Genomic DNA, 25079 nt, shown 5'->3' with positions numbered 1-25079 from the left:
GGGTCGCCACGCGCGGGGCGGACCCCTCCCAGGCACCGGCAAGGATGGGGATCACCGTGAGCAAGCCTCTTGATCAGCTGCGCCGTTGCTCGGTCGCCGTCGACGTCGGCTCCGCCCGTACACGTGTCCACATCAAGGACGCGGGGCTCGTCGTGGACGAGCCGTCCGTCGTCGCTGTCAACACGTTCTCCGGAGCACTCATGGCCGTCGGCAGCGCCGCCGAGCGCATGGACGGGCGCACGCCGGGCCACATCCGCGTCGTACGTCCCGTGAGCAACGGCACCGTGATCGACATCGAGATGGCCCAGCGGATGCTGCGGGCGCTGGTCGGGTCGTCGGTACGGCGGGCGTGGCGGCGCCGGGGTGCCATGCAGCGCGCGGCGGTCACGATCCCGCACAACGCCGATCCGCTCGCCCGCAGTGCCGCCGTCGAGACCCTCACCGGGGTCGGCGCGAAGCAGGTCGAGCTGGTCGACACCCCCACGGCGGCCGGGGTGGGCTGCGGACTGCCCGTCGAGCAGCCCGAGGCCACCATGATCCTCGTCTGCGGGGCCACCACGACCCAGATCGCGGTGCTGTCCCTGGGCGCGATCGTCTCCGCCACGACCGTGCCGATGGGCGGCGACACCATTCATCACGCCGTCATCCAGCACCTGCGCAACCACCACGAGTTGATCCTGCCGAGCCAGGCCGTCCGCCCGCTGCACCTGGCGCTCACGGGCGTCGGCGACCCCGCCCAGGCGACGGAGGTGTGGGGCCGCGACGTGGCCACCGGCATGGCCCGCACCGTGTGCATCAACCCGGACGACGTGCGGGCGGCCATACAGGCCCCCTTGATCGGGCTCTCCGATGCGATCCGCAGCGTCCTCCACAACTGCCCGCCGGACCTGGTCGCGGACCTCGCGGACCGCGGCATGGTGCTGGCGGGCGGCAGCGCACTGCTGCCGGGGCTCGACGAGCGTCTGCGTACGGGTACGGGCATGCCCGTGCACATCGCGGAACAGCCGTCCCTCAGCGCGGTCAACGGCCTCGCGGCCATGGTCGAAGGGCAGGTCAGACCACTCAATGTGGACGTCCACTGACTGCCGGCCGACACCCGTCACCCACCACCGCGGACCCGCCGTCCGTCCGCAGGCCGTCCCGGACGGTGACCCGGCGGGCAGTGCGGACGTAGCGTCGAAGTATGTGCAGAAGCATCAAGACACTCCGCCCGCCCTACGCCGAGACCGTCACCGAGGACGACATGAGGGCCGCGGCCCTGCAGTACGTGAGGAAGGTGTCGGGCTTCCGGCACCCCGCGGCACACAACGCCGAAGCCTTCGACAAGGCCGTCGAACGGGTAGCAGCGGCGACCGAAGACCTGCTTTCGTCACTGGTCGTACGTAGCTGAAGACAAACAGGTATTCGGACGGCATGCTGATCAGAAAGTCGGGTAGCTGCTCCCCGATCTGATCCAGAACTGAGAGGTCCACAGCGTGCCGGATAAACGGGTGGAACAGAACGCGACAGGGGAACCGCCAGGTGGCGGCTCCGGCGGTCTGCGGATGACGCGGAGTCCGCAGACCGACAAAGTGGTGTTCGGTGTCACCGCCTTGATGACCCTGGCCTTCGTGGTCTGGGGGGCGGTGGCCACCGACGCCTTGGACAGCGTCGCGACCACGATGCTCAACAGCACGATGCACAACGGCGGTTGGGCCTTCGTGCTCGCCGCCTCGGGCTTCGTCGTCTTCTCGCTCTGGCTGGCCTTCAGCCGTTACGGGAAGATCACCCTCGGTAAGGAGGGCGAGGAGCCGGAGTTCCGGACCGTGTCATGGGTCGCGATGATGTTCAGCGCCGGTATGGGCATCGGCCTGATGTTCTACGGCGTGAACGAGCCGCTCACGCACTTCGTGGACGCCCCGCCCGGCACGGGCGGGAGCCCCGCGGAGCGCATGGAGACCGCGATGGCGACCACGCTCTTCCACTGGACTCTGTACCCGTGGGCGATCTACGCGGTCGTCGGTCTCGCCATCGCCTACAGCTGCTTCAGGCGTGGCCGCCGGCAGACGATCAGCGCCGTCTTCACGCCGCTCATCGGTGAGAAGAACGCCAACGGGACTTTCGGGCGCGTCATCGACATCCTCGCCATCTTCGCGACGCTCTTCGGCTCCGCAGCCTCGCTGGGCCTCGGCGCCCTGCAGATCGGCAGCGGTGTGAAGGAGGTCGGCTGGGCCGCGACCGTCGGCACTCCCGTCCTTGTGCTCATCATCGCGGTGCTGACGGCGGCGTTCGTGGCGTCCGCGGTCTCGGGTGTCGAGAAGGGCATCCAGTGGCTCTCCAACATCAACATGGTGCTGGCGGGCCTGCTGGTCCTGTTCGTCTTCATCGTCGGTCCGACGATCCTGATGCTCAACCTGCTGCCTACGTCCGTGGGTTCGTTCCTCGGCGACCTTCCCCAGATGGCCGCCCGCACGGACTCGACCGCGGGCAAGGGCGTGGCCGACTGGCTCTCCGCATGGACGGTCTTCTACTGGGCGTGGTGGATCTCCTGGACGCCCTTCGTCGGCATGTTCATCGCGCGCATCAGCCGCGGCCGTACGATCCGGCAGTTCGTCGGCGGCGTCATCCTGGTGCCGAGCGTCGTCAGCCTCATCTGGTTCGCGATCTTCGGCGGTGCCGCCATTCACCTGGAGCGCACCGGCGCGAAGATCACGGACGAGTCGACCGCGGAGGGCCAGCTCTTCGCGGTGCTGCGTGAGTACCCGATCGCGAGCGTGACCAGCCTCCTCGTGATGATCCTCGTCGGCATCTTCTTCGTCTCCGGCGCCGACGCGGCGTCCATCGTGATGGGGACGCTCTCGCAGAAGGGCACCCTGGAGCCGGGGCGTGGCGTCGTCATCATCTGGGGTGTGCTGACAGGTGCGGTCGCAGCGATCATGCTGCTGCTCGGCGGCGGCGGAGCCACAGCGCTCAACGGCCTGAAGAATCTGACGATTCTGGTGGCGGTGCCGTTCACGATCGTGATGGTCGGCATGTGTATCGCCATGACGCGGGATCTGCGCCGCGACCGGCTCATCGTCGTCGGCGAACGCGGCGACGAGGCCATCGAGACGGCCGTCATCGCCGGTCACGAGCAGTACGGCGGCGAGTACGAGATCCTCATCGGGCCGACCAACGGCGCCTCCTCGGACGGCGGTTCGAAGTCCGAGGGCAGCGGGACGGACACCGTCAGCAAGGAATGACCCGGGGCCGGAGCCCGGACCGGTCCCCGAGCCGGTCCGGACAACCCGTAGGTAAGACAGGCGCGACCGGTGCGCGACGACGCGTACGGAGCGCACGCGGAAGCGCATGACAGCGCCCCGTCACGGCACGCCGTGGCGGGGCGCTCGCGTTTCCCGCTCGCGTTTCCCGCTCGCGTATCCCCCGTCGCGTTTCCCGCTCGCGTTTCCCCTCGCGTCCGTCAGCCCGCGGACTTCGCGGCGGGCGCGAGGTGCCTGCGCTTCCAGGCCCAGAACGCCTTCTGCCCCACCAGCGTCAGCGTGCCGGCGACGAGGATGCCGGCCAGGTTCAGAGCCAGTTGCTGCACCGAGTCGACCGACTCGCCCACATGGTCGTACCTCAGGGCCAGGGCCGCGTTCGCCGCGGCCGGCACCGTCGTCACGGAGATCGCGACGCCCACCAAGGCGCCGGACTTGGCGGAGGTCAGCGAGAGCATTCCGGCGGTGCCCGCCAGGGCGGCCACGACGAACGACATCATGTCCGGCTGCCACACGAAGTCGCTGACGGGATGGGGCTGTTCGTACCTCTCCAGGGTGAACAGGCCGAAGGCGTCCATCAGTACGGTGAAGGCGCCCGTCACGAGCATCGCCACCGGAAAGCCCACCACCAGCGCGGCCAGCGGACGCAGAGCCAGCCGCGGGGTGCGCCGTACGAGCGCCGTACAGACACCCGCGAGCGGCCCGAACTCCGGACCGACCGCCATCGCGCCGACGATGAGGATCGCGCTGTCGAGCATCACGCCGCATGCGGCCAGCATCGTCGCCACGACGAGGAACGCCACAAAGGTGACCGACAGCCGCGACTCCTCGTGCGTGGCGTCGGTCAGCTTCTCCCACAGGACGGCGTCGACGCCCTCGCCCGGGGCGTCCACCTCGGCCTGGGTCCCCCGTTCCGACAGCGACAGGTCGATGTCCTCCATCGAGATCGCGCCGTGCTCGTCCAGGCCGAGCCGTCGCAGGTTCGCGATGAGACCGTCCGCGGCCTCGCGGGCGACGTCGCACATCACCACGTCGCCCACCGGGTCGCGGGCCGCTCCGGGCAGCATGACGAGATGTGCGGTGCCGACGGTCGACTCCAGCAGGGACGTGACCTCGCCGGTGCGCGACGACGGACTGATCAGCCGCAGATGAAGCATGGCGGAAGACTAGACGTGCGCCGCCGCCGGTACCGCGCCGGCAGGTGGATTCCGCCGGTACCACGCCGGCAGGTGGATTCCGCCGGCCCGGCACCGTCCGCGGGCAGCCGACTGCCGTTCTCCCGCGGCGAGTCGGCCGCGGTCGTGTCCTCTCCGGCCGCATGCGCGGGCCCGTGAACACAAAGACCACAACGACCATTAAGTTCTTTCGCGCGCAGGGGGCGAAACCGCCGCGTATCCCGTGCAGCATGTGGGGCCGTCCCCCCAGCCGGGAGCTGCCGGCCGGACCTCACTCACGAAAGGCGGTGCCCCGCGTGCGCCAGCGCACTCTCCTGTCTCTTCTCGGGGCGACGCTGCTCGTACTGATCGGCCCCCCGCTGATCACCACGGGCAGCGGTGCCGAGACAGGGACGAACATTCCCGGGCTGCAGTTCATGGTGCCCAACACACCGGGCGGCGGGTACGACATCACCGCGCGTACCGCCGCCAAGGACGCCGAGGACGCCGGCCTCAACCACAACGTCGAGGTGTTCAACCTGCCCGGCGCGGGCGGCACCGTGGGTCTGACCAGGCTCGTCAACGAGCGCGGCAACGGCAAGCTCGCGATGTCGATGGGCCTCGGCGTCGTGGGCGCCGTACGTACGAACGACTCCCCCTCCACCCTCGCGGACGCGACACCCATCGCGCGCACTGTCGAGGAGCCGAACATCGTCGTGGTGTCGAAGGACTCCAAGTACAAGACGTTCGAGCAGCTGCTCGCGGACTGGAAGAAGAAGCCCGGCTCGCTGCCCGTCGGCGGCGGATCCTCCGCGGGCGGACCCGACCATCTGGCACCGATGCTGATGGCGAGGGACGCGGGCATCGAACCCAAGTCCGTCAACTACGTGCCCTTCGACGGCGGCGGCGAACTCCTCGCCTCCGTACTCGGCGGCAAGGTCGCCTTCGGCATATCCGGCATCAGCGAGTACCGCGACCAGATCGAGTCCGGCGAACTGCGCCTGCTCGCCGTCACCGGCAAGGAGCGGATCGACGGCTTCGACGCCCCGACCCTCAAGGAGGCGGGCATGGACGTGGAGTTCACCAACTGGCGCGGCATCATGGCGCCGCCCGGCCTGCCGGAGGCGCAGCGCGCGAAGCTCATCCACTTCTTCGACGAGCTGCACCGCAGCCCGCAGTGGAGGAAGTCGCTGAAGCGGAACGGCTGGGACGACGCATATCTGACGGGTGAGAAGTACAGGCGCTTCCTGGAGGCACAGGACAAGCGCGTCCAGTCCGTGCTCAAGGAGGTGGGCAAGTGAGCACCGAATCCACCGACTCGGCTTCCGAGTCCCGCGAGGCTCCCGAGGCCGCCACGCGGCCCCCGGCGCCCGGCAGTTGGCGCGAACGGCTGCGCGGCCGCTCCGAACTCGGCGTCAGCGTCCTGCTGCTGCTCGTCGGCGTGCTCGTGCTGAGCGACACCTTCACCATGGAGACCGTCGCCGACCAGCGCGGGCCTGTGGGCCCCAGGACCGTCCCGATCGTGGTCGGCGTCTCGCTGCTTGTGGTGGCCGTCGTCCTCGCCGTCGACGTGCTGCGCGGCGGACGGGGCGAATCGGACCAGGGAGAGAAGGCCGGCAGCGAACCCGCCGACTGGCGCACCGTCGCGCTGCTCGCCGGGATCTTCCTCGCCGCCGCCGTCCTCATCGAACCGCTCGGCTTCCCGGTCACGGGCGCGCTGCTCTTCTGGGGCTCCGCGTACGCACTGGGCAGCCGCAACTTCTCCCGCGACCCCCTCATCGCGGCCGTCCTGTCCATGGCCACGTTCGCGGCCTTCAACACCTTGCTGGGCGTCCCGCTGCCCGGCGGCCCGCTGATGGGGGTGCTCTGACCGATGGAATCTCTCTCCTCCCTGCTCGACGGCTTCGGCACCGCGCTGACACCGCTCAACCTGCTGTGGGCCGCGGTCGGCGTGCTCCTGGGCACAGCCATCGGCGTACTGCCCGGCATCGGTCCGGCCATGGCCGTCGCACTGCTGCTGCCGGTGACGTACGGGCTCGACCCGATCGGCGCGTTCATCATGTTCGCCGGCATCTACTACGGCGGCATGTTCGGCGGATCCACCACCTCGATCCTGCTGAACACCCCCGGTGAGAGCGCGGCCGTAGTCACAGCCATCGAGGGCAACCCGATGGCGAAGTCCGGACGCGGCTCACAGGCGCTCGCGGCCGCCGCCATCGGGCACTTCGCGGGCGGCATGATCGGCACGATCCTGCTGGTGGCCCTGGCGCCCACGGTCGCCTCGCTGGCCGTCGACATCGGCGCGCCGGACTACTTCGCGATCATGGTGCTGGCCTTCATAGCCGTCACCTCCGTGCTCGGCAGTTCACGGGTACGCGGCTTCGCGGCGCTGCTCATCGGCCTGACGATCGGCCTGGTGGGGCTCGACCAGATGACCGGCCAGCAGCGGCTCACCTTCGGCAGCCTCCAGCTCTCCGACGGCATCGACGTCGTCATCGTCGCCGTGGGCCTCTTCGCCATCGGTGAGGCGCTGTGGGTCGCCGCCCAGGCACACCGGACGGCCGGCGAGTCGATACCGGTGGGGCAGCCCTGGCTCGGCGGCTCCGACCTGCGGCGTACGTGGAAACCGTGGCTGCGCGGCCCGGCGATCGGCTTCCCGTTCGGCGCGATCCCCGCGGGCGGCGCCGAGATCCCCACGTTCCTGTCGTACGTGACCGAGAAGCGGCTCTCCCGGCACAAGAACGAGTTCGGCAAGGGCGCGATCGAGGGCGTCGCGGGACCCGAGTCCGCCGCGTCGGCATCGGCCGCCGGAACGCTGGTCTCGCTGCTGACCCTCGGTCTGCCGACGACGGCGGTCGCCGCCGTGATGCTGGCCGCCTTCCAGCAGTACGGGATCCAGCCGGGCCCGCTGCTCTTCGAACGGGAGCCCGACCTGGTGTGGGGCCTGATCGCCTCGCTCTTCGTCGGAATGGTGCTGCTGCTGGTGCTCAACCTGCCGATGGCACCGGTGTGGGCGAAGCTGCTGCGCGTGCCGCGGCCGTACCTCTACGCGGGGATTCTCTTCTTCGCGGCGGTCGGCGCGTACGCGGTGGGCGGCGAGGCCATCGACATGGTGATCCTGCTGATCATCGGAGTCCTCGGGCTGATGATGCGGCGCTTCGGCCTGCCGGTGCTGCCCGCGATCATCGGCGTGATCCTCGGCCCGAACGCGGAGCAGCAGCTCCGCCGTGCTCTGCAGATCAGCGACGGCAGCGTGACGGGGCTGGTGAACACGCCGTTCGCGGTCACCGTGTACGTCGTGATCGCCGTGCTGCTCGCCTGGCCGTGGCTGCGCCGGCTGGCCGGGGGCCGTGGCCGGAGTCCGGAGGGACGCGGCGGCCCGGGCGGAGACGGCGGGGACGGCGGGCCGGGCGGCGGCGACAGCACCGGCGGGGACGGCGGGGACGACGGCGTCCAGGACAAGGAGGACGCCAAGGTCTGAGGCGGCCCCGCCGCCACCGCACCGCGGTCACAGAAACGGCGCCCCGCCGGTCCGGTTCACACCGGGCGGGCGGGGCGCCGTTCGTCGTCGCGGGTGCTGTGTGCTGCGGGCCTCAGCGGGGCGTGCTGCGCGGCCTCACCGGGCGATTTCAGCGGTACGCGGCTTCAGCGGCGGGCGGCTTCAGCGGCGGGCGTGCCGCCCGCGCTGACCGCCGTTCTCCGTGGTGGACGAAGCCTCCCCTGCGTCCACGGCACCGGCGGCCGCAGCGCCCCCGGACGATCCCGAGGAGCCCGAGGACCCGGTGTTCTCCCCTCGCTTCTTCGCCCTGCGGGCCCGAAGGATCTCGACGGCGATCGGTGTCACGGAGAGCAGGACGATGCCGACCAGCATCGCCTCGATGTTGTCCCGCACCCAGGCGATCTGCCCCAGCATCGCGCCGAGCAGGGTGACTCCCGCACCCCACAGCACACCGCCGACGACGTTGAAGACGACGAAGGTGCGATACCGCATCCGGCTCACGCCGGCGATGATCGGCGTGAACGTACGCACGATCGGCACGAAGCGGGCCAGCACCAGGGACTTGGCTCCGTACTTCTCGAAGAAGTCGTGCGCCTTCTCCACGTTCTCCTGCTTGAAGAACCGGGAGTCGGGGCGGCGGAAGAGGGCAGGCCCGACCTTGCGCCCGAACATGTAGCCGACCTGGTCGCCGAGCACGGCGGAGATCACGATCAGCGTGCAGACAAGCCACAGCGGATAGTCCAGATACTGATCGGTCGCGACCAGCAGACCTGCGGTGAACAGCAGCGAATCGCCAGGCAGGAAGAACCCGATCAGGAGGCCGGACTCCGCGAAGACGATCACCAGGATGCCGATCAGACCGAATGTCTGGATCAGAAAGTCCGGGTCGAGCCAACTCGGTCCCAGCGCTTGGACGGTCACGTCACAGGCTCCTCATCAGGCGCACCGCACAGGCGGTGGTCATCGGGTCGTACACGCTATCAACGACCGGGAAGACGCGGATGTGCCGCCCGCCCGGACCCGGCCGCCGGGACCGCGCGTCGCTCACCGTGACGACAAGGACGTCAGGACGATCAGGACGTCAGGACAGTCAGGACCATCGGACGGTCAGCCCTGCGGAGCGGGCAGCATCTCGTTCCAGTTCGCCCAGTACCCGCCATATCCGTCCGGAACCAGTCCGTCCGGCAGCAGCATGTCCCCCGGGGAGCTCATCTGCTGTGCGGGGATCCCCGTGTGGTGCGGGACGGACTCCCTGCGGTGCTTGCCGCCCTGCCGGCCCGTCTCCTCCGGCACGACGAACAGCCGCCCCTGCGCGGAGAGATACTGCGCGCGGGCGGTCAGCCTCCGCAGGTCGGTGCCGAGTTCGAGCGCGAGGATCTCCAGGTCGACACCGGACTGCCAGCCGTCGACGAGCACCGCGTCCTGGACGGGCGACCAGCCCATGTGGTCCGGCAACTGCGTGGGGTCGTAGGCCTGGTAATGCTCCTGCGGCTGCTGATACGGGTCGTGGGGCTGGTAGTACGACTGCGCGGCCGCGTGATGCTGTGCCTGGTGCTGATGCTGGTACTGGGTGTGGGGCTGGGTCTGCGGCTGGGCAGGCATCTGCGGAACCTGCTGCTGTTGCTGGCCCGGAGCGTGGCCCTGAGCCTGCGCGTGGGCCTGGTACAGGGGCTGGGGCTGCGTCTGGTCGGGACTCATCTGGTCGGCGGCGGGCGCGGCGGCCTGGGCATGCGCATGGGCGTGCTGGGCGTCCTGCGCCCGTACGTTCTCGTCGTGGGCGGCCTGGCCGGGGTTCGGCTGTTGCAGGGGCGGCATCAGCAGGTCGTCGGCCAGCGAACGTGCGTCGTCACGTCCCACGGTGCGGCGGGCGATGCGCACCTCCCGCTCCGGAAGGCCCAGCATCTCGGCGACCGCCTTGTCGTTGCCCACGATCACCGCGAACGCAGCAAGGGAACGGACCCGGCTCGTCTGGGCGTCGTCCAGCGTCGTCTGCGCCGAACGCACCTCCTCGTCGCTCTGGCAGAAGGCTCGCGCCAGCACCGTGTGCCGTTCCCACAGCTCCCGAGGCTCCATGCAGACCCCGCGTCCTCTCGGTCCTTATGTACTGACTTCATAGTCCAAATCATGCAATCCGTATCTTCGTAGCCCTCAATCTAGTGGCGACAACTTGGATATCCGCGCTGCTGGGACGGCGTCCGGCGCGTTTCCCCGTGATTCCCCCGGGGTACACAAGTGCGGCCCGACGGACGGCTGTCAGGCCGTCACCTCGACGCGCTCCGCTCGTAGGCACTACTCCGCGGGCCTCGGATCTCCGCCGCGCCGCCGCCCGGCAGCCGACCCCGCTCGGTCTTGCCGCGCTTCAACTCCCGGTATCGCGGCTGCAGTTGCGGGCCCGCGACCAGAGTTCTCATGCAGGTCGCCCGCGCCTGTGGGCGGTTGGGCGGTTTGCCGGGCGAGCACGCGGCGGCCGCGGGAGACAGACGGGTGTCCGTCCCGCGGGGGCACTCGGGGAACACCTGCCGCAGCTGCCGCAACCGTGCCCCCGGGCCCTCGGGCGTATCGCTCGATGGAAGTACATCCCGTGCACGGACGGGACTTACACGGCAAGGCGATGACACGGCGCACGGAGCCTCGCGGGGGCTTCACCCGCCCGTCCGCACGCCCCGTCCCGCACTCCCTGCGCGCTCTCCTCGCACCGTCATCGCACGGGCATCGCACCGGCTCGCACAGTCATCAGCCCGCACCGCCGCCCCGTTCGCCCCACGCCCGCACCGTCATCGCGCCGCACAGCTCACGCCGGGTGAATCAGCTCCGGGACGAGGCCTCGGCGTCCTCCACGATCCTGCGTACGTTCTCCACCCGCCCCGGGACGGAGGCCAGTTGGTCGCGGCGGGCGCGGGCGAACGCCCGCCCCAGCTCGGCCCGGCGACCGCTGCCGACGTTCTCGCGGGTGTCGTTGATGAGCGAACGCTCTTCCTCGTCCAGGTGATGACTGACCGCCTGTACGAGGTTCTCCAGCTTCGCGTCCCAATCCTCACCGCCGGGAGGGCCGGCCTCCAGCAGGGCGAGCAACGCCTCGTTGCCCTCCGTGTGTTCCTCGACGCTGTGCTCCACGTCCTCCTCGTCCACGTTCCGGTAGCGGCGCAGCGCGGGGTAGACCTCCGCCTCCTCGGCCGCCGCGTGGGCGATCAGCAGATCCGCGAGCCGGCGCAGGGCGGCGGCGCGGTCCGCGTCGACGCTGCGCATCTCGCGGAACAGATCCTCCATCGTCCGGTGGTCCCTGAGGATCAACTCCACGACGTCTTCGGTTTCGTGGCCCTGTCCCTGTCCCTGCTGCTGCACCTGCTGCCGCACCTGTCCCTGCTGCTCGGCGGGTGAGTCGCCCATGGCCCCTCTCTCCTCCGTCCGTCCGTTTCCCGTCCGTCCCGTCCGTTGCGACCGGGCGCTCGCCGCGTTCCCCGGCGACGCCGCCGCAGTCGTACGGAACGGAACTCCCCCACCGCGTCACGTGATCGCACACATCACGTCACCTCACGGACACCGCCCGCCGACGCCCCGCCCCGACCGGCGACGATCCGGTCCGCGTTCGCGAGACGGACCTTCACGCGCGACCGTGGGACGTGTCCGCCCTCCCGACTGACACGGAGCAGAACCGGCAGAACCGGAGGAAGGAGCCCGCCATGGGCACCATCACCACCAGCGACGGGACCGAGATCTTCTACAAGGACTGGGGAACCGGACGACCGGTCGTCTTCAGCCACGGATGGCCGCTGACCGCGGACGTCTGGGACCCGCAGCTGTTCTTCATCGCGTCCCAGGGCTACCGCGTCATCGCACACGACCGCCGCGGCCACGGCCGCTCCTCCCAGCCGTGGAGCGGCCACGAGATGGACACTTACGCGGACGATCTCGCAGAGCTGATGGACAAGCTCAACCTCAGCAACGCCACGCTCGTCGGACACTCGACGGGCGGCGGCGAGGTGACGCGCTACCTCGGCAGGCACGGAACGGCCCGCGCGGCACAAGCCGTGCTGCTCAGCGCCGTACCGCCGCTGATGCTGAAGACCGACGCCAACCCGGAGGGGCTGCCCGTCGACGTCTTCGACGAGATACGCGAGGGCGTGCGCAAGGACCGCTCGCAGTTCTACCAGGACCTCACCGCACCCTTCTACGGCGCGAACCGGGCAGGCTCGGAAGTATCCGAGGGCACACGTGACGCGTTCTGGATGATGGCCATGAGCGTGGCGCTGAAGGCTTCGTACGACTGCGTGAAGGCGTTCTCCGAGACCGACTTCACGGACGACCTGACCCGGATCGACGTCCCCGTCTTCATCGCACACGGCGACGACGACCAGATCGTCCCCATCGAGGCCGCGTCGCCGAAGACCGCCGAACTCGTCAAGGACCCCACCCTCAAGATCTACCGGGGCTGGCCGCACGGCCTGTACGGCGATCATCACGACACGTTCAACAACGACCTGCTGGACTTCCTGAAGTCCGCCTGAGGGCGGCACACGGTGGGGTCGGCCGGGCGGGGCGCGCGAGCGATCGTGCCTCCGTCGGCCGGGCCGCCGCCCCCGTCACCGGCCGTCCGCCTCCGTCGGGGGGCGGTCCGGCGTGCGCGCTTGGGCGCGCTTGCGCAGGCGTTCCGCCTCGTCCCGTATCTTCCCGAGCCGGCTCTCCAGCCCCATGCCCGGGCAGGAGGTCTCGAAGGCGTCCCGGTGTCCCGTTATGACGTCGAACCGGGCCCGGTCGCCCTCGTCGAAGCGGCTCTCGTCGCTGGAGGAGACGAGTTCCGCCTTGCCGTGGGGGTCGCCACGGGGGCCCAGCTTCCACGCGGCCAGTGAGGCGATCGAGTCGAGCATCACCTGCGGTACGTCGGCGCCCTCGTCGAATGTGCCCATGGCGGCTATGCCGAGGCTTCCGGCGTTGAAGCCCTTGGTGTGCGCGCCCTCCACCGAGCGGGACAGGGCGCCTGAGCGCCCTTCGTAGATGGTGCCGCAGTGATCGACGACGAAGTTGTAGCCCAGGTCGTCCCATCCGCGCTCGACATGCTCCGCCTCCAGCTGCCGGAGCATGCGGGGCACCGCGTCGCAGTCGTAGCCGTTGGGCTGGCTGGTGTGGTGGACGAAGACGACCCGTACGTTCCGCATCGTCGACGCACGCTCCCGTACGAGGCTCTCGTCGGCATTCCAGGCGCTGCGCGGAACTATGTCGGGGCGTGGCGGCCCGGGCGGCGTGTCCGCCTCCGCCGGGTCGCCGTGCCGCTGTCTGCCGGCGGTCGGCGACAGGGCGTCCCTCACCGGCTCCTCCCAGGTCATGGCGAACGCGAGCGGTACGAGTGCCACGTACACCAGCCTGGAGGGGCGCCTTGGCTTGGGCTTGCGATGCCGCATACGGAAAAGGTGCACCGGACCCCCGGCCTCGCACAGGTGACCGTATCCGTTCGGGTGAGAGCCGCTGCCTCTCCGCCCCGGACCGCTCGCCTACGGCACAGGGCCGCGGCCGGGGCCGGGCGTCCCGGGCGCAGGCGTGCAGCTCACCCGCGGGGAGGGCGCTGCGTCAGCCGCAGACGCAGCACCGCCTGCACCGCACCGGCGACGACCAGGGACACCAGCGGGCCGATGAGCCAGCGCGCGGCGCCGTCCACCGCGAAGCGCCCGCCCAGATATCCGAGGCCGACCGTGCACGAGACGAAGACGGCCTCGGCGACCGCCGCGCCCAGCAGGTAGCTCCGTACGGGATAGCCGACGACACCGGCGGTCAGCCCGCCCACGCCCCGCCCGCCGGGGACGAACCGGACGGCGATCACCGACGGCACGCCGTACCGCCTGAAGCGTCCGGCGGTCCACTCCAGCATCGACCGCCGGCGGGGACTGCTCCGGAGCCAGACGAGGGCCCTTCCGCTCGACCTCCGCCCCGCCCAGAAGGTGCCCAGATCACCGGCGACCGTGCTGACCAGCAGCACGGCCACCAGCAGTGGAAGGCTGAGGCCGCCCGTCGCGGCCAGTGCGCCGGCACCGGCCACCAGGGCGGAGTTCGGGACCACGGGCGGCATGGTGGCGAGCACCAGCAGCGCGTAGATCCAGTGCCCGCTCTCCATGCCCGACCGACTCCCCGGCGACTCTGTGTGATGGCCCCTGCACGAAGGCTGACAGGGGTGGGCGGGGCGTTCAACGGACAGCGGATGAGCCCCGGGGAAACTGCGAGTTCTCCCCTGGGGGCCGCCGCCCGGCGCCTCCTCCCGGAGACCGACAGCGGCCCCACCGCGTGGCGGCCCGTGGCAGGGTGTACGCATGTGCGGCAGATACGTCTCCACCCGCAGGCCGGAGGACCTGGTCGACCTCTTCCAGGTCGACCAGTGGCACCAGGAAGAGGCACAGGCCCCGGAGCCGAACTACAACGTCGCCCCGACCGACGACGTGTGGGCGGTCCTGGAGGCAGTGGACCGTGAGACCGGCGTCGTGGAGCGGCAACTCCGGCCGCTGCGCTGGGGACTTGTGCCGTTCTGGGCGAAGAGCCCGGACACCGGCGCGAAGATGATCAACGCCAGGGTGGAGACCGTCCACGAGAAGCCGGCCTACCGGCGTGCGTTCGCCAAGCGCCGCTGCCTGCTGCCTGCCGACGGCTTCTACGAGTGGCAGTCCGTACCGGCGACCGAGACCGAAAAGGCGTACAAGCAGCCGTACTTCATCACCCCCGAGGACGGCGAGGTCATGGCGCTGGCGGGCCTGTACGAGATCTGGCGTGACCCGGACCGCGACAAGGACGACCCGCGGGCCTGGTGGCGGACCTGCACCATCATCACCACCGAAGCCACCGACGCGGCCGGCAGGGTCCACCCGCGCATGCCGCTGGGCATCGACCCCGCCGACCAGGCCGCCTGGCTCGACCCGGCACACGAGGACCCGGACGAGCTCCGCGCTCTGCTGACCTCACCCGCCGGCGGCCACCTGGACGCACGGGCGGTGTCCACCGCGGTCAACAACGTCCGCAACAACGGCCCCGAGCTGCTGGAATCGCCCGGGACGAACGGCAGTTGAGCACGAACCCGCCGAGGAGCTGAGGCGAGTCCGCCGATGAACCGAGGGCGGTCGCCGGGCCGGAGCCCGGGCGGCAGCGGAACGCCCTTGCCAGCAGCAGGCGGCAGCCGGCGACATCCGACCGCGCCGCGACCAGCCTCCGACCTCGAAGGTTGTACGGGGCAGCCGAACGGGTCCTGATCGAGGCCCGACCGAGACGGCATTGCGACTGCCGTCCGGCAACCCGCCCCCTGCGCGCCCCGTCCAAACGGCGACAACGACAGCTCGCGCACCGCCTCAGGGGGACTCCTCATGAACGATCCAGCACCGCCCGCGAATCGGAACCGGCGAGGCACCGGCCGGCCGCCACGCCGGTCGCTCGCGCTGCTCACGGCCGGAGTGCTGGCCGCGGCGCTGGCCGTCGCGGGCTGCAGCAACTCCGGTACGGAGGCAAGCAGTTCGACGACCGAGCAGCAGCAGCAGCACACGAAAGAGGCGCCCGGCAGGAGCGACACCGGCGCCGGCGAGGCCCGCGCCGGCGAAGCGGCCGGCAGCGCCGCGGACTCGAAAGCCACCGGCAAGCCGGGCGAGCGGGACGGCTCGGCCGAGCAGCAGCCCCCGGAGATCGCGGCGGATCACGTCGTCCGCAAGGCCCAGCTCACGGTCCGGGTCAAGGACGTGCCGTCCGCGCTCGACGACACCCGGACAACGGTGGAGGCCGCGGGCGGCTACATCGGGGACGAGACCACCGACCGCGACGGCCGGAGCCACGAGCGGTCGCGTCTGGTTCTCCGGATACCGCAGGAGAAGTACGCGGACGTCCTGGCGGACCTCTCGGGCGGCGGAAAGCTCATCGAGCGGAAGGTGTCGGCCGACGACGTCTCCGACCAGGTGGTGGACGTCGAGAGCCGGATCGCCTCGCAGAAGGCAAGCGTCGAACGGGTGCGGGACCTGATGGACGAGGCCACCGAGTTGTCCGACATCGTCTCCCTCGAAGGCCAGCTGAGCACCCGCCAGGCGGAGTTGGAGTCCCTTCAGGCACGGCAGGCGTCGCTGAAGGACCGTACGGCCATGGCCACGATCACACTCGTGCTCTCGGAGACCGAGGTGAAGAAGGAGCGGGACGACGAGACGGGGTTCGCGGACGCGCTGGGCGGCGGCTGGGACGCGTTCATCACGACGCTGCGCTGGATCGCGGTGGTCGTCGGAGCCACGCTGCCGTTCCTGGCCGCGCTGGCGGCGCTGCTGCTGGTCTGGCGGCTGGTCCGGCACCGGCTGCCGCAGGGGTTCCGCCGCACACCGCGGCCCGCGGGTGTCCCGGACGGCCCGTCCGGCGGCCACGCACCCGCGCCGGCGGAGGCGAAGAGCGACTGAGGGCCTCGCCCTCGTCAGGAACCTGTACCGCTGCCGTGTGAGCGTCCCACGGACGGGCCCCGCCCATCGGCAGTCTGGCCCCGGGAGGCCGGTTCCGGGACAGGAACCGGCCTCCGCGCCGTGGAGCGGCCGGAACCTCGAACGGAGAGCGGCCCGTGAGCCCCCGTCAGCCGTTCCGTCAGCGCCGCTGAGGCTTCATGATTCGGCAGTCCCTCACCGCGTGGTGCGGAAGGCGGGGAGGCTGCGGATCGCGGCCAGGACGAACACGGCGACGGTCGTGACGACGAGCGCGTAGTGCAGCCAGTCGGCCGCGGCGTCGAGAGGACGGGTCAGGGCGGTGTCGGCGTAGTCATCCGGTATGTCGGCGTTGCCGGCCACCCCCAGCATGATGCCGCTGACGATCAGGCTGCCCGTACACAGCATGAGGCGGAGCAGGGTCCGCCTGCTGCGGAAGTTGTCGAGAACGGCCAACAGCAGGACGAAGCCGAGGAGATAGACCATCCACGCGCAGATGATCAGAAGGTGCAGCAACACGGGAAGCCCCCGGATCACGAATGTCTGTGCCGGCCGCCTTACCGTAGCGGCCGGCACAGCCGACGGCACGAGCCTGTCGGACACCTTTCGGCAACACCTTCACCGCGACGCGAGGGGGCACGCTCGGAGAGCGCCGGCGGCCGGCGATCATGAAGCCAGGCTCACCGCTCGACGTATGCGCCCCATCGCACTCAGGGATGAGGAGTCCACAGCGGGCTGCCCTTCGAGTCGATGCACGTCACTGGTATGAGCGGTGACGCATCGGCTCAGGAGGCGGCCGCGGTGCCGGTCCGGCGCTTGCGCGCCCGGTAGGCGGCGGCCTTGACGCGATTGCCGCACTCGTCCATGCCGCACCAGGTACGGCGGGCTCCGCGGGAACGATCGAGATAGATGCGAGTGCAAGCGGGGCGGCCGCACTCCTTCATGTGAGCCTCGCGATCGGCGAGGACGGTGACCGCGTCGCGGGCCAGTTCGGCCAGGACGGCGTCGATGTTGCCGGTCCGACGGGTTCCGGTGTCGCTGAGCTGCACAGTCAGACCCGCACCTCGAGCGAGGTCGTTGAGGGTGTCGAGAGCTCGGCGGTCGAACCCGCGCTCGGCGAGCCGGTCGGTGGCGAGCCGGTAGACCGCTTCGCGCAGGATGACGGCCTGCCGGAACGCGTCCTGGGTGACGCTGACGTCACCGGGCAGGTCGGCGGAGGCGTCGAGCCAGCGCTCCAAGTCGGCCGGCCCGGCCAGCAGCTCCTCCGGTTCGGTCAGACGCCACTTCAGCGTGCCCGCCAGATCCAGTGCCGCACTACCGCTCACGAATGTGAATTCCACGTCACCACCTTGACAGGTGACATCGAGTCGCGCAAACCTCGTCACCGTCTGAACCGGTGACGATTGGAGTGGCATGCTCAGCCGCGAGGACTACCTGTACTTCACCGATCGCGCGCTCGACGGGATGGCCGCAATCGTGGTCGAGCTCGGCGATGAACGCGCGAACCGGGCCGCCTACCCCGGCGCGAACTCGCCGTACGCGCTGCTCCACCACTGCCTGTGCGTGATCGAGACCTGGGTCGGCGGGTTCATCCGCGGCCGTCCGGTCGACCGCGACCGCGACGCCGAGTTCGCCGCCACCGGCCCGGTCGAGTTGCTCGTCGAGCGCTGCGCGACCATGCGCGCCCAGATGCACACCGACGTCGCCGGCACACACCCGGAGCAGGCCCTGCTCCAAGAGCCCCCGGCAGACTTCCTCGGCCCGCCCACCCGACTCACTCAGGGCGGCGCGCTGCAGCACGTGTTCGAAGAACTCGCCCAGCACCACGGGCAGATGGAGACCCTGCGCGACGTCCTCGCCGCCGCGCCCGTACGGCCGCTGGAGACCACATGAGTGCCCCGCCCTGTCCTGAGCTGGACCCGACCCGGCTGCGGGCCGGCCACGGAGCCAAGTGGACCGCCGTCGACGCCGGCGTCCTGCCTGCCTGGGTCGCCGACATGGACATCGGCATCCCGGAACCCGTCCGCGCCCGCATGCTCGAGACCATCGAACGTCAGGACCTCGGCTACCCCCACTGGCCCGACGGCGACCCCGTCGTCGACGCGTTCACCGACCGCATGCGGTCCCACTACGGATGGCAGCCCCGTGAGCGCCGCACCCGCGTGTTCAGCGACCTGATCCAGATCCTGCAGATCGTCATCGAACACACCACCGAGCCCGGCGAACCTATCGCCCTGCACGTGCCGAACTACCCACCGTTCCTCGCCGCGATCAACCGCGCACGACGCCGGATCGTGCCGCTGCCCCTCGACCGCACCCCCGGCGGCTGGGAACTCGACCTCGACCGTCACCGCGCCGTCTTCGCCACCGAACGGCCTCGGCTGTTCGTGCTGGTCAACCCGCACAACCCGACCGGGCACACGTTCAGCGCCACCGAGCTGCGTGGGCTTGCCGACATCGCGGCCCAGCACCAAGTCCCCGTTCTGGCCGATGAGATCCACGCCGACCTCACCCACCCTCCGCACCGGCACATCCCCTTCGCCGGCCTCGACCCCGCCACGGAGGACCTGACCATCACCGCGACGTCGGCGACGAAGGCGTTCAACCTCGCCGGTACCCGTTGCGCGGTCGCCCACCTCGGATACGCGCCCACCGCCGACGCTCTCGACCGCGCCCCGCTGGACTACTTCGGCACCCCCAGCGTCCTCAGCCGCATCGCCACCGTCGCCGCCTGGCGCGAATCCCACGACTGGCAACACGCCACCAGCGCCCTGCTCACCCGCAACCGTGACCGCGTCACCGCCTGGGCCCGCGCCCACCCTGAACTCGGCTACCTCCCCCCGGAAGCGACCTACCTCGCCTGGATCGACTTCACCCGCGCAGACCTCGGCCCCGACCCCGCAGCCACCCTGCTCCGGCGCGCACTCGTGTACCTCAACTCCGGTGCCGAATTCACTCAGCACACCGAAGTGACGAGCTCGGCCTACGCCCGACTCAACTTCGCCACCACTACCGCGAACCTCGAACGAATCCTGGACCGACTCGACAGCGCCCTGTGAAAGCTGCAGCACCAATCAGCAAGCAAGATCAAAGAGGCCCTACCCGACGTCGGATAGGGCCTCTGACCTGCGAGCCGCCTGGGGGAGTCGAACCCCCGACCTACGCATTACGAGGCCTGCAAGATCGTGATGGGGTGTGCTGAACGCTGGGGCGGAATGTCGTTTTAGCTGGTCAGCGACGGGTGCTCTGGTGACCGGTGATCCCTGATCCAAGGAGTGCTGTCCCGTCCGCTCACGCATCGCTCACGCATTCGGCGTGCCTGACCCGGAGGTCCAGCCGCAGCCACTCGCAACCCCGAAGCTCAGCCGACGTAGTCCTTGGAACGACGAATCCCGTGCCCGCGAGCGCCGATCCGACCTTCGTCTCGGCACACTTGGCAAGTAGAGCCGGATCTCCTTCGAGCTGATTCAGCAGATCGGCGATCTCATCAGCACTTGGCGATTTGGGCAACTCGCAGCGGAGTACCGTGCTGCCTGTCGCGCTGCTGCATTCCTCGTCGTCCGGGTCATCGGGTTCCCCCTGCGCAAGGGGCACTTCAGCCCCCACGCCACGACCCACCTGGACGAGAGCCACCGCACCTCGCGTGGGGTCTTCACCAGGGGCGCCTGCGGATGTCTTCCACTTCCTCCTACGTAAGAGGGTGGGAGGTTGTGGGGCACCGCCCTGCACGCCCAGACGCGGCAGTCCAAATGCCAACCCGGCCGTGTGCCCAGCCTGGACGCCTGGCGGAGACTGGTCGCAGGACGATCGTCCGGGTGATCAAGAGGGAGGCGTTCCGATGGAGCCGCTCGTGTACGGGCCCGCCGACGACTCGCGCTTCGGCCCGGTCGTCATCGCACTCGATCACGAGGCAGGGACGTTGACCGTGAGCGGTGACGGACTACCGACGGTCGAGGTCCGCCGTGCTCCCGGAACAACTCCGGAGAGCCAAGTGCCGATCGGTACCCGCGACCCCGAGCGGCTCACCTTGGCCGTCGACGTCGCCGAGGAGGCCCTGCGCCCTGCCAAGGGGTTCCTGACCCGGCGGTCGTACCGGGTGGAGGTCGTCTCCGTGACGCGGGGGCGCAGATACTTGCTGGTGCCGGACTCCCTCGGCACCAGCAGACTGCTGTGCGACGGTTGGCTGCTCGGTGTCTTCACGTCGTCCGGCGACGGGAACGTAACCGCGGAGTGGGAGACGGAAGGCGACTCCGGTCGGATTCCGGACCCGTACGACGCGTCCGTGGGATACGCCCTCGCTGCCGCCTTCGGGACCGGCGCTGAGCCGATGTGGAAGCTCACTCTGAACGCCGCGCTCGACCTGTGGCCCTGACGCGAGGACATCAGACCCCGGTCCCGGGCAGCGGGTGGGAGCAGGTCGAGCGCGCGACGAACGCGAGGCCATCGTAGTCCTGGGCCGGAACGAGCGGGGCCGTGTGGAAGCGGTAGGCGAACCGAGGGACGTTCGCGCCGAAGCTGCGCTGCGCCTGCGGGCTGTTCAGCCAGGGCGCGGTTCCGGTCCGCAGGTCGGCGTAGTAGTCGCCACGTACGGCATCTACGAGCCGCGCCTCCAGGGAACGTATGCCGGTGCCGATACGGTGCGGTACCGGAGGACCCTGGAGGTCGTCGCCGCGCCGGGCGAGGAAGGATCCCCTGCCGAAGAAGAGGGCCAGGGCGTAGTAGGCGTCGCCGTACCGTTCCCGGAGCCTGCTGCCGAGGGCAGGAACCCGTACCCCGTACGTGCCCTTGGCGATGTGGCCGTTGTGCGCCCAGACCATGACGCGCGCCCCCGGGTCGTCGTCCACGAGGCGTGTAACGGCCTCGGCCATGTAGCGGTCGCGCGCGGCGAACATGCTGTCCTCGCCGGCCGAGGGGTCGAAGGGGCGGGTCACCAGGTCGGCGGCGCGGACGAGGATCCGCGCGTGCTCCAGGGCCTCGTCCGCGCCGTCGCCAGGCCCCGACCGCTCACGCCGGTCCGCGACGAGGCGGGCGATCTCCTCGGCGTGCCGCATCAGCGCCCGCTCCGGGTCGGGCTGCGAGGCCGGGCGGGCCTGGGCGAGCACCTCAAGGGCGTAGGTGTCCCCGGCCCGTACGGGCACCGTCCGGCGCAGGAAGGCTGCGACGGCGTCGGCGGAGTCAGCGCAGCGCTGGGGGTCCGTGCCGACGAAGCGGACTCGGCGCTCCTCCGACAGGTGGCGGTTGTAGGCGCGTAGCCACTCGACGACGTCGACCATCTCCCGGGTGCGCCAGGTCCAGAAGCCTAGCCGGGTGACGAGCCTTTCGGGATCGCCGATGCCGTGCCGCACGTAGGCGTCGAGCGCATGGCCGGCGGACTGGCTGGCCTCCATGGCGAGGGTGGTGAACCCCTCCTCGAGCACCAGGAACTCTATGATGCGGTGCTTGAGCCGGAAGAACTCGGCGGTGCCGTGGGTCGATTCGCCAAGTCCCACGATCCGCGTCCCGCGCAGGGCCTCGCCCAGAGGCTTCAGGTCCTGCGTGGGCGCGCCGGGTGTCAGAGTGCTCAGTGGGTGGGCGTGCTCGGTCAGCCAGCGGACGATGTCGTCGGGCACGGTGGTGCCTCTCCTCCCTGCGTGCGTCCGGGCGGCGCGTCGGTGCGCCCGGGCCGCACGCACCCAGTCGTGGGTCAGTTTGTCGCCTCCCGGCAGGCCGCGAGGATCTCCCGCAGGTCCCGCACGGCGTCCGGTTGGCCATGCTCGGCATACACGCCCGCGATGTTGACGACAACTTCGTCCACCCCCGCCCGACCGTAATCGGCCAGCCGCCCGGCGATGTCCTCGGGTGTGCCGTGGAGGAAGACGCCGGCGTCGACCAGGGCGCGGGCGCCGAAGTTCGGGCGGCTGTGGTGGACGCGCAGGCCGGCGCGGCGCAGCATGTCGGCGTAGTGCGGTCCGGCGAGGTGAAGGTGGGCCGCCGCGTAGGCGAGCCGGTAGGCGTTGCGGCCGGGGCGGTCGACGGCGGCGTGCACGACGGTGACGGCTCGGGGCACGGCGCGGCCCGCCTCGGCCGCCCCCTTCGCCATGGCGGGCAGCAGAGTGTCACCGACGTAACCGGGCGGGGTCATCCAGCTGATCGCCGTGTCAGCCACCCGGCCGGCCGCGCGCGCCAGTGTCGGCCGGAGCACGCCGAGTCCCACCTCCACACCCGGGTGCGGCAGTCCTGGCAGGCCGACGGGGGCGCCGGCGGCGGCTGCGGCGTCCCCGTCCTCGGTCCCGATCAGCCGCCGGACCTCGGTCAGATACTCCACACAGGTGTCGCGCGGGCTGTCGTACGGTTTCCCGTGCAGCCCGGCGACGAAGTCGGGTGTCGCGGGGCCGAGTCCGAGGACCATGCGGTGCCCGGTGAGCACAGCCAGCGAGCGCGCCTGGATCGCCGCGTCCAGCGGGTGCCGGAGTGGCATGAGAGCGACTGAGGTGCCGACCGGGACGCGATGGCCCATGCCGGCCAGATACGCGAAGACCTGCTGGGTGTCGGCGCTGAGCGACTGCCCCTGCCAGAGGCGGGCCGCCCATCCGTCAGAGACGAGCGCGGCGAAGGGAGCCACGGGCCGGGGGTCCGTCGGCATCACGGGGTACAGGACGGATACGTGCATCGCTCGACCTCTAGGGAGACGTGGCCTCGGTGAGATAGCCCGAGGCCTGGAGACGGAATAGCCGGGCGTAGACGCCGTCGGCGCTCATGAGTTCCTGGTGCACACCGTGCTCGATGACCTTGCCGTTCTCCATGACGACGATCCGGTCCGCCATTCGGACCGTGGAGAAGCGGTGGGCGATGACCAGGGACGTGGCACCACGGGCGACGTCCCTGAGCCGGCCGAAGATCTCCGCCTCGGCCTCCGCGTCGATGGCGGCCGTCGGCTCGTCGAGGACGACGAGGGGGGCGCGGCGCATGAACGCCCGGCTCAGGGCCATCTTCTGCCACTGGCCGCCGGAGAGCTGGTGGCCGTCCTCGAAATGACGGCCCAGCGTCGTGTCGTAGCCGCGCGGCAGCGCCTCGGCGATCGCGTCGGCACCGGCGGCGCGTGCCGCCTCGGCGACGCGCCCGGCGTCCTCGCGAGCATCGATGCGGCCGAAGCCGATGTTGTCGCGGACCGGCATCTCGTAGCGGATGAAGTCCTGGAAGATGACGCCCATGTGGCGTTGCAGGTCGTCGAGGTCGTACTCCTCGATCGGCACGTCGTCGAACAACCAGGCCTCGTATCTCCTCGAGGAATATGCGGCCTGAACCGAATTTCCCGAACTCCTGTCAGCCGTACGCGCCGAGCGCACGTCCCCCGATACGCGGGTCGAGATCCGGACAGAGCAGATGAAGCGGATCGACGAACTGGCTGACCGGACCGGTGAACACCTGGGTGCCGACGAGTTCCGCACGCGGACGGGATGGCCCCTCCAACAGGCGCAAGAACTGCTGCACCGCCTGAAGTAGATCAAGCTGGGCCGCCTGCGGCGCATCCGACGCGACGAGCTTGAGCAGTACGTCGCGAGCCTTACGCCGCAGGCGAGCTAACCCACGCGTCACGAATCGAACATCTCAGAGAACGTCGCCACGCTGGTGGACCCGCCCTCGGTGGACGAGGTCGAGGCGAATCCCCTCACCATGGAGGAGGCTCGGGCATTCCTACTGGCTGCAGCCAAGCGCCCAACATCCCTGCGCTGGATCATCGGCGTGGGCATGGGCTTCCGGCAGGGCGAATGCCTGGAACTGCGGTGGCAGTACGTGGACTTGGAACGGGAGTTGTTCCACCCGCGCTGGCAGCTTCAACGGCTTACCTGGCAGCACAGCTGCAAAAATCCGCACGCCTGTGGAGCACGACTGCACCGCTTCGAACCGTGCCCGGAACTCTGCACCGCCCACAAGCACTACAAGCGCGGCTGCCCGCCCCCCTGCCCGAAGCGCTGTCGTCGGCACGCGAGCGCTTGCCCTGACCGCCAGGGCGGCGGACTGGTCTTCACCCGCCCCAAGACGAAGAAGAGTCAGGAGCCCGTACCGATTCCGCCCCCGTTCGTCCCCCACCTCCTCGCCCATGGCGAGGCTCAGCAAGTGCAGCGCGAGGCGGCCGGAGACCTGTGTGAGGAGCACGACGCGGTATTCGCGCGTCCGGACGGACGGGCCTACGGCCCGCGACATGACTGGGAGGAGTTCAAGGAACTACTCCCAGAAGCAGGTATCAGCGACCGTCGCCTGTACGACGGGAGCCGCCATACCGCCGACACGATCCTCAGCGAGTTGGGAGTGGACATGCCCACGATCATGGAGATCCTGCGGCACACCCAGATCAGTCAGACACGGCGGTACGTGAAGGGGGGTCGGAACTCTCCAAGGAGGCGATGCGGCGCATGGGAGACGCCTTCCTTCCGCCGCCCCGGGCCACGTCTGTGACCAGGGCTGAGACCGGACGGACACGCGGCGAGCGGTCCCGGCGGCGCCGACGCATCCGCTGACGCAAAGAACCCCAGGTCGGAGCACTTCCGACCTGGGGTTCAGGGTGAGCCGCCTGGGGGAGTCGAACCCCCGACCTACGCATTACGAGCGAGCTGGTGGGGGTCGCGCGGGTTGCTGACCTCGTGGTTCTCGCCCCAGTGGGCCTCAGGCGCTGGATCTGTGGACCTGATTCGCAGGGTGTGCGGGAGCCCGGTTAGCAAATCATTAGCAAGCTCGGGCTAGCCACAGCGCTCCGCAACTAAGCAATGAACTACACACAGTCACCCACCTTGATCATTCT

At 70.0% G+C, this 25079-nt stretch carries 24 protein-coding genes and 1 pseudogene; 13 read left to right on the top strand and 12 right to left on the bottom strand.

The annotated features are described in order from the left end of the window. Nucleotides 1-50: 50 nt before the first annotated feature. From AN215_RS14165 to AN215_RS14155, 3 genes are all read left to right on the top strand, one after another. Nucleotides 51-1082: a rod shape-determining protein gene (locus tag AN215_RS14165; protein ID WP_070009581.1), complete on the top strand. Its 1032-nt coding sequence runs from the start codon at nt 51-53 to the stop codon at nt 1080-1082. Between the two features lie 101 nt (nt 1083-1183). Further along, nucleotides 1184-1390, top strand: coding sequence for a DUF2277 domain-containing protein (locus AN215_RS14160; protein ID WP_070009429.1), 207 nt, complete (start codon nt 1184-1186; stop codon nt 1388-1390). Between the two features lie 154 nt (nt 1391-1544). After that, nucleotides 1545-3221: a BCCT family transporter gene (locus AN215_RS14155; protein WP_107374334.1), complete on the top strand. Its 1677-nt coding sequence runs from the start codon at nt 1545-1547 to the stop codon at nt 3219-3221. A 218-nt stretch (nt 3222-3439) separates the two neighbouring features. On the opposite strand, the gene AN215_RS14150 is transcribed toward AN215_RS14155, so the two are convergent. After that, nucleotides 3440-4393 carry a DUF389 domain-containing protein gene (locus AN215_RS14150; RefSeq protein WP_070009427.1) on the bottom strand — a complete coding sequence of 318 codons (954 nt, stop codon included), beginning with the start codon at nt 4391-4393 and terminating at the stop codon, nt 3440-3442. 314 nt (nt 4394-4707) lie between these two features. Between AN215_RS14150 and AN215_RS14145 the strand changes: the two genes are divergently transcribed. Genes AN215_RS14145 through AN215_RS14135 form a run of 3 tightly spaced genes read left to right on the top strand, consistent with a single transcriptional unit; the run spans nt 4708 to nt 7871 of the window. Beyond that, nucleotides 4708-5691, top strand: coding sequence for a Bug family tripartite tricarboxylate transporter substrate binding protein (locus AN215_RS14145; RefSeq protein ID WP_070009580.1), 984 nt, complete (start codon nt 4708-4710; stop codon nt 5689-5691). Further along, nucleotides 5688-6260: a tripartite tricarboxylate transporter TctB family protein gene (locus AN215_RS14140; protein ID WP_070009426.1), complete on the top strand. Its 573-nt coding sequence runs from the start codon at nt 5688-5690 to the stop codon at nt 6258-6260. The genes AN215_RS14145 and AN215_RS14140 overlap by 4 nt, the downstream gene beginning before the upstream one ends. 3 nt (nt 6261-6263) lie before the next feature. After that, nucleotides 6264-7871, top strand: a complete 1608-nt coding sequence (locus AN215_RS14135) for a tripartite tricarboxylate transporter permease (RefSeq protein ID WP_079122966.1) — start codon at nt 6264-6266, stop codon at nt 7869-7871. Nucleotides 7872-8051: 180 nt separating this feature from the next. Here AN215_RS14135 and AN215_RS14130 read toward each other — a convergent pair whose 3' ends face one another. The 3 genes from AN215_RS14130 to AN215_RS14120 all read right to left on the bottom strand — a co-directional run bounded on the left by AN215_RS14130 (nt 8052) and on the right by AN215_RS14120 (nt 11276). Next, entirely contained in the window at nt 8052-8810 is a 759-nt protein-coding gene (locus AN215_RS14130; protein ID WP_070009425.1) for a DedA family protein, read from the bottom strand. A gap of 186 nt (nt 8811-8996) precedes the next feature. Next, nucleotides 8997-9962 (bottom strand): hypothetical protein, encoded by a 966-nt coding sequence (locus AN215_RS14125; RefSeq protein WP_070009424.1) that lies wholly within the window; start codon nt 9960-9962, stop codon nt 8997-8999. 732 nt (nt 9963-10694) lie between these two features. Then, entirely contained in the window at nt 10695-11276 is a 582-nt protein-coding gene (locus AN215_RS14120) for a hemerythrin domain-containing protein (protein ID WP_079122965.1), read from the bottom strand. A gap of 293 nt (nt 11277-11569) precedes the next feature. On the opposite strand from AN215_RS14120, the gene AN215_RS14115 reads away from it, so the two are divergent. Beyond that, a complete protein-coding gene (locus tag AN215_RS14115; protein ID WP_070009423.1) occupies nt 11570-12394 on the top strand; it encodes an alpha/beta fold hydrolase in 825 nt (274 codons plus the stop codon). A gap of 75 nt (nt 12395-12469) precedes the next feature. Here AN215_RS14115 and AN215_RS14110 read toward each other — a convergent pair whose 3' ends face one another. Together AN215_RS14110 and AN215_RS14105 are read right to left on the bottom strand one after the other, a co-directional pair. After that, nucleotides 12470-13237, bottom strand: coding sequence for a peptidoglycan recognition protein family protein (locus tag AN215_RS14110; RefSeq protein WP_245694439.1), 768 nt, complete (start codon nt 13235-13237; stop codon nt 12470-12472). 191 nt (nt 13238-13428) lie between these two features. Next, complete coding sequence (locus AN215_RS14105; RefSeq protein WP_070009421.1) at nt 13429-13992, bottom strand: DedA family protein; 564 nt, start codon at nt 13990-13992, stop codon at nt 13429-13431. 193 nt (nt 13993-14185) lie between these two features. Between AN215_RS14105 and AN215_RS14100 the strand changes: the two genes are divergently transcribed. Continuing rightward, nucleotides 14186-14932: an SOS response-associated peptidase gene (locus AN215_RS14100; RefSeq protein WP_070009420.1), complete on the top strand. Its 747-nt coding sequence runs from the start codon at nt 14186-14188 to the stop codon at nt 14930-14932. Between the two features lie 291 nt (nt 14933-15223). Continuing rightward, entirely contained in the window at nt 15224-16285 is a 1062-nt protein-coding gene (locus AN215_RS14095; RefSeq protein WP_070009419.1) for a DUF4349 domain-containing protein, read from the top strand. A gap of 213 nt (nt 16286-16498) precedes the next feature. On the opposite strand, the gene AN215_RS14090 is transcribed toward AN215_RS14095, so the two are convergent. Together AN215_RS14090 and AN215_RS14085 are read right to left on the bottom strand one after the other, a co-directional pair. Then, complete coding sequence (locus tag AN215_RS14090; protein WP_070009418.1) at nt 16499-16819, bottom strand: hypothetical protein; 321 nt, start codon at nt 16817-16819, stop codon at nt 16499-16501. A gap of 266 nt (nt 16820-17085) precedes the next feature. Beyond that, entirely contained in the window at nt 17086-17625 is a 540-nt protein-coding gene (locus AN215_RS14085) for a CGNR zinc finger domain-containing protein (RefSeq protein ID WP_070009578.1), read from the bottom strand. 88 nt (nt 17626-17713) lie between these two features. On the opposite strand from AN215_RS14085, the gene AN215_RS14080 reads away from it, so the two are divergent. From AN215_RS14080 to AN215_RS14070, 3 genes are all read left to right on the top strand, one after another. Continuing rightward, complete coding sequence (locus AN215_RS14080; RefSeq protein WP_070009417.1) at nt 17714-18193, top strand: DinB family protein; 480 nt, start codon at nt 17714-17716, stop codon at nt 18191-18193. Then, entirely contained in the window at nt 18190-19359 is a 1170-nt protein-coding gene (locus tag AN215_RS14075) for a MalY/PatB family protein (protein ID WP_070009416.1), read from the top strand. The genes AN215_RS14080 and AN215_RS14075 overlap by 4 nt, the downstream gene beginning before the upstream one ends. 779 nt (nt 19360-20138) lie before the next feature. Next, nucleotides 20139-20672, top strand: coding sequence for a hypothetical protein (locus AN215_RS14070; RefSeq protein WP_070009415.1), 534 nt, complete (start codon nt 20139-20141; stop codon nt 20670-20672). A 10-nt stretch (nt 20673-20682) separates the two neighbouring features. Here AN215_RS14070 and AN215_RS14065 read toward each other — a convergent pair whose 3' ends face one another. The 4 genes from AN215_RS14065 to AN215_RS29855 all read right to left on the bottom strand — a co-directional run bounded on the left by AN215_RS14065 (nt 20683) and on the right by AN215_RS29855 (nt 23875). Continuing rightward, nucleotides 20683-21909 carry an erythromycin esterase family protein gene (locus AN215_RS14065; protein WP_070009414.1) on the bottom strand — a complete coding sequence of 409 codons (1227 nt, stop codon included), beginning with the start codon at nt 21907-21909 and terminating at the stop codon, nt 20683-20685. A gap of 74 nt (nt 21910-21983) precedes the next feature. Continuing rightward, nucleotides 21984-22949, bottom strand: coding sequence for an LLM class flavin-dependent oxidoreductase (locus AN215_RS14060; protein ID WP_070009413.1), 966 nt, complete (start codon nt 22947-22949; stop codon nt 21984-21986). 10 nt (nt 22950-22959) lie between these two features. Beyond that, nucleotides 22960-23544 (bottom strand): ATP-binding cassette domain-containing protein, encoded by a 585-nt coding sequence (locus AN215_RS14055; RefSeq protein WP_070009412.1) that lies wholly within the window; start codon nt 23542-23544, stop codon nt 22960-22962. A 58-nt stretch (nt 23545-23602) separates the two neighbouring features. Then, entirely contained in the window at nt 23603-23875 is a 273-nt protein-coding gene (locus AN215_RS29855; protein ID WP_171904151.1) for a hypothetical protein, read from the bottom strand. A gap of 9 nt (nt 23876-23884) precedes the next feature. On the opposite strand from AN215_RS29855, the pseudogene AN215_RS28645 reads away from it, so the two are divergent. After that, nucleotides 23885-24798, top strand: a pseudogene (locus AN215_RS28645) (tyrosine-type recombinase/integrase); the annotation flags it as partial. Nucleotides 24799-25079: the final 281 nt, after the last annotated feature.

The sequence above is a fragment of the Streptomyces abyssalis genome, from assembly GCF_001751365.1.
Lineage (GTDB): Bacteria > Actinomycetota > Actinomycetes > Streptomycetales > Streptomycetaceae > Streptomyces > Streptomyces abyssalis.
This window is presented reverse-complemented; position numbering and strand designations above follow the sequence as displayed.

Bases quoted from the DNA above. Each gene is read 5' to 3' on its own strand.
- AN215_RS14160 (WP_070009429.1), top strand. From the start codon at position 1,184: ATGTGCAGAAGCATCAAGACACTCCGCCCGCCCTACGCCGAGACCGTC.
- AN215_RS14155 (WP_107374334.1), top strand. From the start codon at position 1,545: ATGACGCGGAGTCCGCAGACCGACAAAGTGGTGTTCGGTGTCACCGCC.
- AN215_RS14150 (WP_070009427.1), bottom strand. From the start codon at position 4,393: ATGCTTCATCTGCGGCTGATCAGTCCGTCGTCGCGCACCGGCGAGGTC.
- AN215_RS14135 (WP_079122966.1), top strand. From the start codon at position 6,264: ATGGAATCTCTCTCCTCCCTGCTCGACGGCTTCGGCACCGCGCTGACA.
- AN215_RS14125 (WP_070009424.1), bottom strand. From the start codon at position 9,962: ATGGAGCCTCGGGAGCTGTGGGAACGGCACACGGTGCTGGCGCGAGCC.
- AN215_RS14120 (WP_079122965.1), bottom strand. From the start codon at position 11,276: ATGGGCGACTCACCCGCCGAGCAGCAGGGACAGGTGCGGCAGCAGGTG.
- AN215_RS14115 (WP_070009423.1), top strand. From the start codon at position 11,570: ATGGGCACCATCACCACCAGCGACGGGACCGAGATCTTCTACAAGGAC.
- AN215_RS14105 (WP_070009421.1), bottom strand. From the start codon at position 13,992: ATGGAGAGCGGGCACTGGATCTACGCGCTGCTGGTGCTCGCCACCATG.
- AN215_RS14100 (WP_070009420.1), top strand. From the start codon at position 14,186: ATGTGCGGCAGATACGTCTCCACCCGCAGGCCGGAGGACCTGGTCGAC.
- AN215_RS14095 (WP_070009419.1), top strand. From the start codon at position 15,224: ATGAACGATCCAGCACCGCCCGCGAATCGGAACCGGCGAGGCACCGGC.
- AN215_RS14080 (WP_070009417.1), top strand. From the start codon at position 17,714: ATGCTCAGCCGCGAGGACTACCTGTACTTCACCGATCGCGCGCTCGAC.
- AN215_RS14075 (WP_070009416.1), top strand. From the start codon at position 18,190: ATGAGTGCCCCGCCCTGTCCTGAGCTGGACCCGACCCGGCTGCGGGCC.
- AN215_RS14070 (WP_070009415.1), top strand. From the start codon at position 20,139: ATGGAGCCGCTCGTGTACGGGCCCGCCGACGACTCGCGCTTCGGCCCG.
- AN215_RS14060 (WP_070009413.1), bottom strand. From the start codon at position 22,949: ATGCACGTATCCGTCCTGTACCCCGTGATGCCGACGGACCCCCGGCCC.